The 12,548-nt window shown below is 57.5% G+C and carries 13 protein-coding genes; 8 read left to right on the top strand and 5 right to left on the bottom strand.

What is annotated here, in order from left to right; genetic code table 11:
- The gene (locus AC2FJW_RS15765) at positions 1 to 963 is read right to left on the bottom strand and encodes a sodium-dependent bicarbonate transport family permease (protein ID WP_496750620.1); all 963 of its coding nucleotides are present in this window, start codon (positions 961 to 963) and stop codon (positions 1 to 3) included.
- Positions 964 to 1,059: 96 nt separating this feature from the next.
- Between AC2FJW_RS15765 and AC2FJW_RS15760 the strand changes: the two genes are divergently transcribed.
- Positions 1,060 to 1,977, top strand: a complete 918-nt coding sequence (locus AC2FJW_RS15760) for a hydrogen peroxide-inducible genes activator (RefSeq protein WP_496750619.1) — start codon at positions 1,060 to 1,062, stop codon at positions 1,975 to 1,977.
- Between the two features lie 50 nt (positions 1,978 to 2,027).
- Here the strand turns inward: AC2FJW_RS15760 and AC2FJW_RS15755 are convergent, their stop codons facing one another.
- Complete coding sequence (locus tag AC2FJW_RS15755; RefSeq protein ID WP_142639975.1) at positions 2,028 to 2,933, bottom strand: LysR family transcriptional regulator; 906 nt, start codon at positions 2,931 to 2,933, stop codon at positions 2,028 to 2,030.
- 228 nt (positions 2,934 to 3,161) lie between these two features.
- Between AC2FJW_RS15755 and AC2FJW_RS15750 the strand changes: the two genes are divergently transcribed.
- Positions 3,162 to 3,602 (top strand): DUF4399 domain-containing protein, encoded by a 441-nt coding sequence (locus AC2FJW_RS15750; RefSeq protein WP_281973795.1) that lies wholly within the window; start codon positions 3,162 to 3,164, stop codon positions 3,600 to 3,602.
- A gap of 127 nt (positions 3,603 to 3,729) precedes the next feature.
- A complete protein-coding gene (locus AC2FJW_RS15745; protein WP_496697784.1) occupies positions 3,730 to 4,338 on the top strand; it encodes a LysE family translocator in 609 nt (202 codons plus the stop codon).
- 51 nt (positions 4,339 to 4,389) lie between these two features.
- Here AC2FJW_RS15745 and AC2FJW_RS15740 read toward each other — a convergent pair whose 3' ends face one another.
- Positions 4,390 to 6,417 carry an FAD-dependent oxidoreductase gene (locus AC2FJW_RS15740; RefSeq protein ID WP_496750618.1) on the bottom strand — a complete coding sequence of 676 codons (2,028 nt, stop codon included), beginning with the start codon at positions 6,415 to 6,417 and terminating at the stop codon, positions 4,390 to 4,392.
- 138 nt (positions 6,418 to 6,555) lie between these two features.
- Between AC2FJW_RS15740 and AC2FJW_RS15735 the strand changes: the two genes are divergently transcribed.
- Both AC2FJW_RS15735 and trhA read left to right on the top strand, forming a co-directional pair.
- On the top strand, positions 6,556 to 7,041 hold the full coding sequence (locus tag AC2FJW_RS15735) for an RNA pyrophosphohydrolase (RefSeq protein WP_496703528.1): 486 nt from the start codon (positions 6,556 to 6,558) through the stop codon (positions 7,039 to 7,041).
- A gap of 1 nt (position 7,042) precedes the next feature.
- Positions 7,043 to 7,690: a PAQR family membrane homeostasis protein TrhA gene (gene trhA, locus AC2FJW_RS15730; protein ID WP_496750617.1), complete on the top strand. Its 648-nt coding sequence runs from the start codon at positions 7,043 to 7,045 to the stop codon at positions 7,688 to 7,690.
- A gap of 56 nt (positions 7,691 to 7,746) precedes the next feature.
- Here the strand turns inward: trhA and AC2FJW_RS15725 are convergent, their stop codons facing one another.
- Positions 7,747 to 8,736: an adenosine kinase gene (locus AC2FJW_RS15725; protein ID WP_496750616.1), complete on the bottom strand. Its 990-nt coding sequence runs from the start codon at positions 8,734 to 8,736 to the stop codon at positions 7,747 to 7,749.
- Complete coding sequence (gene nth, locus AC2FJW_RS15720) at positions 8,733 to 9,377, bottom strand: endonuclease III (protein ID WP_496750613.1); 645 nt, start codon at positions 9,375 to 9,377, stop codon at positions 8,733 to 8,735. The genes AC2FJW_RS15725 and nth overlap by 4 nt, the downstream gene beginning before the upstream one ends.
- Positions 9,378 to 9,587: 210 nt before the next feature.
- Here nth and AC2FJW_RS15715 point away from each other — a divergent pair, with 210 nt between their 5' ends.
- The 3 genes from AC2FJW_RS15715 (at position 9,588) to AC2FJW_RS15705 (ending at position 12,536) form a co-directional block, all read left to right on the top strand.
- Positions 9,588 to 10,631: a heme-binding protein gene (locus tag AC2FJW_RS15715; protein ID WP_496697776.1), complete on the top strand. Its 1,044-nt coding sequence runs from the start codon at positions 9,588 to 9,590 to the stop codon at positions 10,629 to 10,631.
- A 77-nt stretch (positions 10,632 to 10,708) separates the two neighbouring features.
- Entirely contained in the window at positions 10,709 to 11,560 is an 852-nt protein-coding gene (locus AC2FJW_RS15710; protein ID WP_281973788.1) for a bifunctional helix-turn-helix domain-containing protein/methylated-DNA--[protein]-cysteine S-methyltransferase, read from the top strand.
- A 76-nt stretch (positions 11,561 to 11,636) separates the two neighbouring features.
- The gene (locus AC2FJW_RS15705) at positions 11,637 to 12,536 is read left to right on the top strand and encodes a cation diffusion facilitator family transporter (protein ID WP_496697771.1); all 900 of its coding nucleotides are present in this window, start codon (positions 11,637 to 11,639) and stop codon (positions 12,534 to 12,536) included.
- Positions 12,537 to 12,548: the final 12 nt, after the last annotated feature.

Genomic DNA, 12,548 nt, shown 5'->3' with positions numbered 1-12,548 from the left:
CTACATCACCCACCACAGGTACAGCGGCAGTCCGATCGTGATGTTGAACGGGAAGGACACGCCCAGCGACAGGGTCAGATAGATCCCGGCCTCGGCCTTTGGCAGCGCGATCTTCATCGCCGCGGGCACAGCGATATACGAGGCCGATGCGGACAGGACCATGAACAGGAACAGGCTGCCGTCAGGTAGGCCGATCACCGCCCCGACCACCCAAGCCATCGCAGCGCCGATCAGGGGCATCAGCATACCAAAGGCAAACAGACCCAGCGAAAGCTTATCGCAGTTCTTGATCAGGCTGCGCCCCGCGGAAATGCCCATATCCAGCAGGAAAAGGCACAGGATGCCGGTGAAGGGCGTGACGATGAAGGGCGCAATCATCTGCATCCCTTCGCCACCCGTAATAGCGCCAATTAGAAAGGCCCCGGTCAACAGGACAATCGACCCGTTTGCCAACAGATCGCGCCACAGCCCATTGTCATTGACGCCCTTGCTGCTGGTTTTATGCGCCAGCCAAAGGGCCGAAAGGATGGCGGGAACCTCCATCGCGGCGGCGGCAGCAACCATGAAGCCGTCATGATCAAGACCCACCAGATCCAGCAGGCTGGTTGCGGTGACGAAGGTCACGATTGAGATTGATCCATAATGCCCAGCAACAGCCGCCGCATTCAACGCGTCCAGCCGCGTCATGACCCGGAGCAGGCCGAATGCCACAAAGGGGATGACAAAAGACAACGCCACACCGCCTAGCAAAGTCAGGAACAGATCCATGTGGATGCCATGCTCGGCCAGGCTGCTGCCGCCTTTGAAGCCGATGGCCAACAGCAGATACAGCGACATGAACTTGGCCGCCCCAGCGGGGATCGACAGATCGCTGCGGGCAAAAGCCGCCAGCAGCCCGAGGACGAAGAAAAGGATGGTTGGCACCAGCAGGTTGCTGGAAAGGGTTTCGATCACGCTGGGCATTTTGGCTCCTGTCCCGATTTCACGGGCTAAGTGCCTTGCCTATTTATGTTATCCAAATATTATCTTTCTAATTTTTGGATAGTTTAAAGTTATGAAATGCGCCCAACACTAAGGCAACTGGAATATATCGTTACGGTCAGCCGATTGGGTCGATTTGGATTGGCAGCCGAGGTTCTGAATGTCAGCCAGCCCAGCCTCTCGGCGCAAATTGCCTCTGTAGAACAAGAACTTGGCCTGCGCATCTTTGATCGTAACCGGGGTGGTGTTCAGGTGACTGCCAAAGGCGAAGAGTTCATCGAACGCGCCCAGAAGATCCTTGCCGATGTCCGGGATCTGCGCCACGCGATGAGCAGCGAGACACCGGTTTCGGGGCGGTTAAGGCTGGGCGTGTTGCCGTCAATCGGGCCCTACCTGCTGCCTCAGGTCATCAAAAAGGTCCATCAGGACCGCCCCGGTCTGCGCATTGTCGTGCGCGAGGAAAACACCCGTGATCTGGAACAAGGGCTGAAATCCGGTCGGTTCGATCTGATCCTGTCCACGCCCGAGGACCATCCGAACACAATCCAGCAGCGCCTGTTCAACGAATCCCTGTGGATCGGGGTCGCTGTGGATGATGTGCTGGCGGGTGATACCCAGGGTGTCACCGCCCAGGATTTGCGCGACCGGCTGATCCTGACCCTGGACCAAAGCCACCGTCTGTCCCGGATCGTCTATGCGCTTGCGGCGGAATGCGGCGGGGTGGTGTCGGATGAATACGAGGGCACCACGCTTGATTCCATCGTGCTGATGGCGGCTTCGGGGGTTGGGGTCGCAGTATTGCCGGACCTCTATGCAAGGCGTCAGGGCATTTACCGCGATGAGGTCCGTCTGCGCCCGCTGACAATCGCAAATGCCAACCGCGATATCGCGCTGCTGTCGCGCAGAAAAGAAGCGGATCTGCCGGGGCAGAATATCCTGACCCAATCCCTGCGCGCGGTCGCACAAAGCATGGGGCTGGCCGTGATCAGCGAATAAAAAAAGGCCCACACTACTTGTGCGGGCCGTTCAGTTTCCACCGGGAGAAATTACCAGTCCATCGGGCCTTTTTCGTTGAAGGCATCGACGAGGAAATCAATGAATGCCCGCACCTTGGGCTGCGTAAAGCGACCGGGCGGGTAGACGGCATAAACGCCTTGCACTTCATCGGGCAGCGACGGCATTGCGTCGACAACTTCGCCCGACTTCAGCGCGTCGGAATAGAGATAGCTGGGCAGATGCGCGATCCCAAGCCCCGAGACCGCAGCGTTCAACAAGGATTGCCCATCATTCACGCTGAGCCACCCGGCGGTGCGGACCTGACGTTTTTCACCCGAAGGTGCGGTCAGTTTCCACACATTGCCCGAAGACTGGCTGGAATAATGTAACAGCTTGTGTTCGTTCAGGTCGTCGATCTTTTGCGGACGCCCGAATTTCTCGATATAGGTGGGCGCGGCGACCATCCGCTTGACGGTTTCGGTCAGCTTGCGGGCGCGCAATGTGCTGTCTTCCAGCTCACCAATCCGCACGGCAACGTCGAACCCTTCCGAGATCAGTTCAACATAGCGATTGTTCAGCACCATATTCACTGTGATGTCGGGATAGGCAGCTAGAAATCCCGACAGAACCGGAGACAGGTGATTCACGCCGAAATCTGTCGCCACACTGATCCGCAGCAGACCAGAGGGGGCAGATTGCATCGAGGTAACCAGCGCATCAGCCTCGCCCGCGTCATTCAGAACGCGGCGGGCCCGGTCATAATAGGCCAGCCCGATTTCGGTTGGTGACACGCGGCGCGTCGTGCGGTTCAGCAGTCTTGCGCCCAGGCGTGCTTCCAGGCTGGAAACGTGCTTGGACACAGCCGATTTTGAGATGCCCATTTTCTTGGCCGCGTCGGTGAAACCGCCTTGGTCCACCACGTTGGCGAAGGCTTCCATTTCGGTCAGTCGGTCCATTCTTGTTCCCCAGGTGTAGGTTCTTTAACTGATCTTTACGTCAAATCTGGGCGGAAACAGGGCGGACATGGGATAATATCAGGGATTTGAATCGGATCGTTTGCGCTTGGGAAACTCTGAAACAGTGGTTTCCATATGGGCCACAAGCCTTTTGACAACGGGTATCCTCGATTTCGGGCCGAAACATGCTACCATGAGGATGGCAAATTTGTGACAACGGAGAAGATTATGAAAGCTGTTTTAGCTATTGCCGCAACCTGCCTGTCGGCGACATTTGCTCTGGCCGGGGGTGAAACACCATCAAACCCCGAAGCGCAGGTCTATTTTGTGAAATTGTCTGACGGCGACGTTGTCCAATCTCCGGTCACCGTGGTCTTTGGCCTCAGCGGCATGGGGGTCGCGCCGGCGGGTACTGAAAAGGAAAACACCGGGCATCATCATCTGCTGATCGACCGACCGCCTTTGGGGCAGGGAGAGGACGGTGCGGATGAGTTGTCTTATGGTCTGCCCGCGGATGACAATCATATCCATTTTGGCGGCGGTCAGACCGAGGTGACGCTGGAAATGGCTGCAGGCGAACATACGCTTCAGCTAGTGCTGGGCGATGCAGGTCATGTACCGCATTCCACGCCCATCGTGTCCGAGGTGATTACGATAACCGTTGAATAAGCGATAAGAGACGTCTGCTGTTGGTTTCCGGTGGGCTTTCAGGAATGTCGCCGGGCCACAGTGATGTATGGCGTTTACTTTTCCTTTCGAACCGGAAATTCTGCGTGCTAGGAAAGGGAGGGCTAGGATGTCGACAGAGTTTCTACTGACGTCTCTGATCGTTGTGCTTTTACCGGGCACCGGCGTGATCTATACGCTTGCGGTTGGGTTGGGGCGCGGCTTTTGGGCCAGTTTTGCGGCGGCGATTGGCTGTACCATAGGGATCATACCTGCTGCGCTGGCCAGTATCGTCGGTCTTGCGGCCCTGCTGCATACCAGCGCGCTGGCCTTTCTGGTGCTAAAATACCTTGGGGTGCTGTATCTGTTTTACATGGCCTGGGGGATCGTCCGGCAAGGCGGAGCATTGGATGTACAGAGCCAGAAACCCGCAAAAGGGTATGTGAAGATTGCAATCACGGGCACCTTGATCAATGTGTTGAACCCCAAGCTATCTTTGTTCTTTCTGGCCTTTCTGCCGCAATTCATTCCTGCCGGTACAGGTGCCGCCGAAGCAGAGCTGATCAAGTTGGCCTTGTCCTTCATGGCCATGACCTTTGTCGTCTTTGTTGGCTATGGCGCTTTCGCTGCGGTGGCACGCGACTATGTGATCCAGCGGCCCACTGTCATGGCTTGGGTCAGGCGCTGTTTCGCCGGGGCCTTTGGGGCATTGGGTGCAAAGCTGGCGCTGGCCGACTGACCCCAATACCAGCAGAGCGATTGGCCCGGTTCTGGACCGGGCCAAGGCATATCAGAAAGTGGTTGCCAGCCGCGTGCCCTGATTGATGGCCCGTTTGGCGTCTAATTCGGCTGCAACATCCGCGCCGCCGATCACATGTGGGGTAATGCCACGTTCGATCAATGTATCGGCCAGGCTGCGGTCAGAGATCTGGCCCGAGCACAGAACAATCGTATCCGCCGCAATTACCGTCGGGTTCTCGCGTGCTTCGCCGAAACTCACATGCAGCCCGTCATCGTCGATCCGCTCATAATTCACGCCACCGACGAAATTGACGTTTTTCATCTTCAGCGTTGCGCGATGAATCCAGCCGGTGGTCTTGCCCAACCCTTTGCCATGGGCTTGCGCCTTGCGCTGCAGCAAAGTCACCTGGCGCACGGGGGCGGCAGGTTGTGGCCCTTCAGGTGCCAGCCCCGAGCGATGCTCGGCCGGGTCGGTAACGCCCCATTCCTTCATCCAGGCAGGCAAGTCGGTGGTGATGCTGTGGCCTTCTTCCAGCAGGAATTCGGACACGTCAAAGCCGATCCCACCTGCTCCGATCACGGCCACTGATTTGCCAACCGGGGTCTTGTGGCGCAGGACGTCGATATAATCGACGACATTGTCACGGTCCTGACCGGGGATTTTCGGATCACGCGGGACGACGCCGGTGGCGATCACCACCTCGTCATAGCCGGCCAGATCATCGGCGCACACTTCACGCTCAAGCTCGACCTTAATGCCCAAATCGGCAATCATGGCGCGGTACCAGTCGACCAGACCCCAGAATTCCTCTTTGCCCGGAACCTGCTTGGCCATGTTCAACTGACCGCCGATCTCACTGGCGCGGTCAAACAGGGTCACGTCATGGCCGCGCTGGGCGGCGGTCATTGCGGTCGACAGACCTGCGGGGCCCGCGCCGACGACGGCAACTTTCTTGACGCTGTCGGCCTGTGTGATCACCAATTCGGTTTCGTGACAAGCGCGCGGGTTTACCAGGCACGAGGTCAGTTTGCCTTGGAATGTGTGATCCAGACAGGCCTGGTTGCAAGCGATGCAGGGTGCAATCGTCGCCGCCTCAGCAGCGATAGCTTTGTTAACGAAATCCGCATCTGCCAGCATCGGACGGGCCAGCGAGACCATGTCGGCGCACCCCGTGGCAAGAACCTCTTCGGCGACCTCCGGAGTGTTAATCCGGTTTGACGTAATGACCGGGATCGAGACCTTGCCCATCAGCTTTTTGGTCACCCAAGCAAAGGCCGCGCGCGGAACGCTGGTGGCAATGGTGGGAATTCGCGCCTCGTGCCAGCCGATGCCGGTATTGATGATCGTGGCGCCGGCCTGTTCGATCCGCTGCGCCAGTTCCACAACCTCATCATGAGTAGATCCGTTGGGAACCAGGTCAATCATCGACAAGCGGTAGATGATGATGAATTCCGTGCCGACGGCCTCGCGCGTGCGGCGCACGACCTCGATCGGCAGGCGCATCCGGTTCTCATAAGAGCCGCCCCAACGGTCCTCGCGCTTGTTGGTGTGAGTCACCAGAAACTGGTTGAGGAAATACCCTTCGGATCCCATGATCTCGACCCCGTCATAGCCCGCTTTCTGGGCCAGGACCGCGGCGTTCACGATATCGCTGATCTGTTTCTCGATACCCTCTTCGTCCAGCTCGGTCGGCGGGAACGGAGAGATCGGAGATTTCACTGGGCTGGGTGCGACACATTTCGGCCCATAGGCATAGCGCCCCGCATGCAGGATCTGCATCGCGATCTTGCCACCGGCCTCATGCACCCGTTGGGTGACGATGGAGTGGTTTGCCACTTCTTTGTCGTTGGTCATCATTGATGCCCCCGGCAGTACCGAACCTTCAAGATTTGGGCCAATCCCTCCAGTCACCATCAGCGCTACGCCACCGCGCGCGCGGTCGGCATAGAACTCGGCCACCCGATTCCAATCGCCGGTCTCCTCAAGCCCGGTATGCATCGAGCCCATCAGCACGCGGTTCTTCAGCGTGGTAAAGCCCAGATCCAGCGGGGCCAGCATGTTTGGGTATGCAGTCATCCAGAACTCTCCCTTATAGAATTTGGCTGCCAGATTGACCTTCGCGTCATCTTTGTCACGCGAAACCTAACGTCATACCCTTTGCCTTGGGCCCGCTGCTTGTTACAGAAGCTCCAAAGCATGTTCACGAGGCCGCGTATGACCCCCGAAGAGATTGCCAAACTGCCCTACCGCCCCTGCGTCGGGCTGATGTTGATGAATGCCGAGGGTAAGATATTCGTCGGCCAGCGCAACGACCGCCACAAGGACGCCTGGCAGATGCCTCAGGGTGGTGTGGACCAGGGTGAAGACCCGCGCGATGCGGCGCTGCGCGAGCTGTGGGAAGAAACCGGCGTCACGGCAGATCTGGTCGAGATCATCGCCGAGACCGAGGGGTGGTTGCCCTATGATCTGCCGCATGACATCGTGCCGAAGATCTGGAAAGGTCGGTATCGGGGGCAAGAGCAGAAATGGTTTCTGATGCGGTTCTCTGGCCGCGACGATCAGATCAACATTCAGACTGAGCATCCCGAATTCACCCGATGGAAATGGCAGGAACCGGGCCAGCTGGTTGCCGAAATCGTGCCGTTCAAACGCGACGTGTATGAACACGTGGTTGCAGCGTTTTCGGATCACCTGAACTGACATGATCCCACAGACCTATCCCAGTCCGGACCCACGCCACCGCCGCGCCGATCTGGTCGTGCATCTTATCGGTCTGGCGTTGATTTTGACCGCTGGCGGAGCGCTGATCCGCAATTCGTACCTGATGCTCGACAGCGGGCTTATTCTTGCGGTTCTGGTTTATGTAGCCTGTGCGTTGGGCTCTAATCTGGCCTCGTGTTTTTATCACTTTTCCCGCTGGCACCAGCGTCGGCAGCTGCTGCGACGCATAGACCATGCCGCAATCTATTCCAGTATCTGCGGCACCTTCACACCCTTTTTCCTGCTGGCCGGTACCGGCTGGACCATGACTTTGCTCTGGTTGTGCTGGGGGCTGACTGTGGTGGCCATCTGGAACAAGATCGCCAACAAGACGGTCAAATCCCGATGGTCAACAGCATCCTATCTGGGTCTGGGCGCGCTGGGGCTGTGCGCCATACCCGATCTGAAAGATGTCCCCGTTTCAGTCCTGTGGTGCATTCTGGCCGGGGCGGCAAGCTATGTGATCGGCACAGTCTTTTATGCCCGCAAGGCACTGCCTTTCCGCTATGCGATTTGGCACGCTTGGGTCAATCTTGGCGGCATATTCATGTTCGTAGGCATCTGGATCGCTCTGTTCGTGCAGGGATAACCGTGAGGGGAGGGGCTCTGCCCCCTCCCACATATTATAGGCCAGTCCTGATTCGACTAAAGCAAACCGCCCTGCTTGAGCAAATCGATCATATCCGCCTTGGGGCGCGGGCCGATATGGCTGATCACCTCACGGGCGCAGACATTGCCCATCTTGGCGCAGGTCTCATAGTTTCGCCCCGTGGCCATGCCAAACAGGAACCCGGCTGCGAATTGGTCGCCTGCGCCGGTGGCGTCGACGGGAACGATTTTTTCCACCGGAATGTCAAAGCGCTGACCTTCATTCAGCACAGTTACCCCGTCGCCTGACCGGGTGCAGACCACCAGTGGGCAGATATCGGCGGTTTTCGCCAGTGCATCCTCAAGATCATTGGTTTCGAATAGGGATTTGATCTCGGCCTCGTTGCCGATCACAAAATCCAGTTCATTTTCGATCAGCAGTAGGAAATCGACCCGGTGCCGTTCAACGCAGAACGGGTCAGAAATGGCGATCCCGGCCTTGCCGCCGCCCTTGTGGCAATCCCGTGCGGCCTGAAGGAACGCAGCTTTGCCTTTTTCCTTGTCGAACAAATAGCCTTCAAGGAACATGATCTGGCTGTTACCCGCGACCTCGGCTGACACATCCGCCGAGGAAAGCTCCGAGGAAATTCCCAGATAGGTGTTCATCGACCGTTCGCCGTCGGGTGAGACAAAAATCATCGAGCGCGAAGTCGGAAGCTCTCCACCCGGTACGGGCGGGTTCACGAAATCCACACCGTCCTCGTGCATCGCCTCTGCGTAGAATCGTCCCAACGCATCATCATGTACGCGTCCGATAAAGGCTGCGCTCAGTCCTAGTGCGCCGGCACCGGCAATCGTGTTCGCAACGGATCCGCCCGGCGTTTGCACGCGGCCTTCCATAGCGGCGTAAAGAAGTTCACCCCGCTCCTGTTCTATCAGCTGCATGATGCCCTTCTCGATGCCCATCAGTTCCAGAAAACTGTCATCGGCCTGAGAGATCACGTCCACAACGGCGTTTCCAATACCGGTGAGCTGGTAGGTTTTCATAGGTTCTTGTCCTCGAATTGGCAGAGATCGCGGATGATACAGGTTCCGCAAATAGGTTTGCGTGCTTTGCAGTGATACCGGCCATGCAAGATAAGCCAGTGATGTGCGTGCAGTTGGAAGTCGGTCGGGATGTTATCTTCGATTGCGCGTTCAACCGCATCCACATGTTTTCCCGGACAGATGCCTGTTCGGTTTCCGACACGGAAAATATGCGTATCCACGGCCTGCGCCGGATAGCGCCACCACATGTTCAACACCACATTGGCGGTCTTACGCCCGACGCCCGGCAGCGATTGCAACGCGGCGCGGGAATTGGGAACTTCGCCGTCATACTCTTCGACCAGAATACGGCTGAGCTTGATGACGTTCTTTGCCTTTTGGCGGAATAGACCGATGGTTTTGATATGCTCGATCAGGCCATCTTCGCCCAGGTCCAGCATCTTTTGCGGGGTGTCGGCGGTTTTGAAAAGGGCGCGCGTAGCCTTGTTGACGCCGACATCGGTGGCCTGTGCAGACAGCGCCACCGCTACGACCAGAGTATAGACATTCACATGCTCTAGCTCACCCTCAGGTTCCGGGTCAGCCTGCTGAAAGCGGGTAAAAATCTCTCGGATCGTGTGGTAATCAAGTTGCTTGGCCATGCGGCGACGTATGCACGTATTGCGGCGCAGGGCAAGCCGATGGCTCGGGTAACCACACAAGCAAGAATCTGCTTAGCGGATAGCTGTGGGTTTTGGATTACGTAGGGTAAGCCTGATTCGTGTTATTCTCGCGATGCGCAGCCTATTTTTATTTCAGCGCATTTTTCCCGCATTGGCGGATATTTTATTTAATTATTGAAAGGTTGATCCATGGCGAACCCAGATCTTGCCGCAAAACTGCAGTCCCGTTATCGGTCTGTTGAGCTGGCCCATCAAGGTGACGAAGACCTCGGCCCCCTGAAATTACTGCCCGGAGTTTGGAAGAACGGCGACAGCACGCGCGGACGTGGCTGGAACATGATCGCCCTTCCGTTTGCGACCGAGCCTGGCAGCCGTCTCAACTATCGTCTGCTGGTTAATCAATTCGAGGAAACGCTTCAATTCACGACCGTTGACAAAGCGGTTCCAAACCGCGGGATTGAGCGTCCGAACCCGGCCTCAGGAGACCCGACCGTTAACACCGATCAGTTTGTGGTTACACTGGATTATCAGCAGTCCATCGCGCAGCTCTCGGCTGAAGATCGCCCCGACAGCGGACTGGCGGGACCTGCCGATCTGGCCATCCATCACGAGCCCGGTCTGTTCCTGCATATGACCAATCTGACCACAAACAATCTGAACGTTGCACGTTTGGGAACGGTGCCACATGGCGACTCGCTGTTAGGTCTTGGAGAAGCGAGCGAGATCGATGGACCGCCAACGATTCCGGTGGTCGACGGGCTGCCCGAAGGGGCCACAAAGGACCTGAACAGCGGATATCTTTCGCCCTACAAACATTATCACGATAATCCGTTCAACGGCGTTGTGACCGCCCCGGGGTTCCCAGGCTTCGATCCTGTGCACCCGCATCTGTTGCTGGCAGCTGGAATACCGAACAATGTGAAAAAAACCACGATATTGCCGTTCAACACCGCGCTTGAGGATGCCGGGATCGTCAACATTCCGTTTGTTGTCAAACAAGCCAACGCGGCGGTGATGGATTCGATCTTTTGGATCATGGAGCTGGACGAGCCGGGAATTGGCGGTGAACCCAAGCTGCTGATGATGTATCTGCAGAATGTCGGTCTGGATTTCTTCCCACGCTTTGACGGGAAACCCGGTCTGATCCGCTGGCCGCATGTCAGCATCAACGTCATGGAAAAGGTTGCACCCCCGGAAGAGGCGGCACCCTATACCGTTATCCCGCAGGTCTGAGGGCGCAGATAGCGCAAGAATCGGGTCGCACTCTGGTCGGTAACAGGCCATCTTCTGTCTATCGAAGGAGTGCGACCATGAATGTCCAGACCCCAGAAAGCGGCTATCATTATAATGTCATGCGCCGGGCGATTGACCTGATTGATCAGGGCGGAGAGGCCCTGAGTCTTGAGGAACTGGCACAGCAGATGGATATGAGCCCCGCGCATTTCCAGCGCCTGTTCTCACGTTGGACCGGGGTATCGCCCAAGCGGTATCAGCAATATCTGACGCTGGGCCATGCCAAGGCGTTGCTGCGCGAGCGGTTCACGACACTGGAAACCGCCCTGAATGTGGGCCTGTCCGGCAGCGGTCGCCTGCATGATCTGTTCCTGAAATGGGAATCCATGAGCCCCGGCGAATACGCCCGTAGGGGTGCCGGTTTGACCATCTATTGGGGATGGTTTGAATGTCCTTTTGGTCCTGCTTTGGTGATGGGCACCGACAAGGGCATCTGCGGAATGGCCTTTGGGGCCGAAACCGGCGAAGAAAATGCCATGGCGGATATGTTGTCGCGTTGGCCCAATGCCAATTTCGTCGAGGACCCGATGCGCCTGCGGCCCTGGGCGCTCAGTGCATTTGGCGCGGTGAGCGACCGATTGGAACCAACGCCTCTGTATCTGATAGGCTCGCCCCTGCAGATCAAAGTGTGGGAAGCGCTGATGCATATCCCTTCGGGCCAGGTCACAACCTATTCCGAGATCGCGCAACGGGTGGGATCACCGCAAGCTGTGCGCGCCGTCGGGACGGCCGTGGGTCGAAACCCGGTCAGTTGGCTGATCCCTTGCCACCGCGCGCTGCGAAAATCCGGGGGGCTGGGTGGTTATCATTGGGGCCTGCCGGTGAAACGCGCCATGCTGGCCTATGAGGCGGCACAAGCAGACGCTTGATTTCTGATCAGAAAAAGCCATAGGGATCTTCGAACAAAGTGATAAACCTTTGCCGAGGTTGCAGGACACCAAAGCGATGATCCAGAAATTTGCCCTGTGGTCGATCCCGATTTCCATCGCGGTTCTGGCCTTGAAACTGTTGGCCTGGTGGTTGACGGGATCGGTCGCCTTGTTGTCCGATGCGATGGAATCCGTGGTCAATGTGGTCGCGGCCTTGCTGGCGTTCTTTGCGGTTTCGATCGGCGGCAAACCTCCTGACGATAATCACCCCTTTGGGCATAAGAAAGCCGAATACCTGTCTGCTGTTGTCGAAGGTGTGCTGATCGTGCTGGCGGCGCTTCTAATCCTGCGAGAGGCCGTTGCCGCGCTGTCATCGTCGCATCTGGACCAGGCCCCGCTGACCGGGGTGGCAATCAATGTGCTGGCAACCGCTCTGAACGGTGCCTGGGCCTATATGTTGCTGCGGGTCGGGCGGCAGTACGCCTCTCCGGCGCTTGAGGCCAGCGCAAAGCATATCTTTACCGATGTGTTCACTTCGGTGGGCGTTGTCATCGGATTGGTGTTGGCCCTTGCCACCGGCTGGCTGATCCTGGACCCGATCCTGGCCATTCTGGTCGCCCTGAACATTCTGTGGGAGGGATGGAAGGTCATTCGCAAGTCGATTGACGGTCTGATGGACGTGTCCCTTACTGATCCCGAACTGGATGAAGTGCGGAGCATCATCGATGCAAATCTGGGCCGGGCGCTGGAATATCACGACCTGCGGGGCCGCCGATCCGCCAGCATGATCTTTGTCGAGTTCCATCTGGTCGTTGACGGTAGCATGAGCGTGGCGACGGCCCATGATATCTGTGACGATATCGAAGACGCTTTGACCGATCAGTTCCCCGGATCGGTTTTTGTGATTCATCTTGAGCCGGATTCAGAGTCTAAAGGGCCCGGCGCAGATAGCGCACGGGCCCCGAAAACAGGTTAGACGGCAGGTGGG

This window comes from Ruegeria sp. CDSA020 (assembly GCF_059612345.1).
This window is presented reverse-complemented; position numbering and strand designations above follow the sequence as displayed.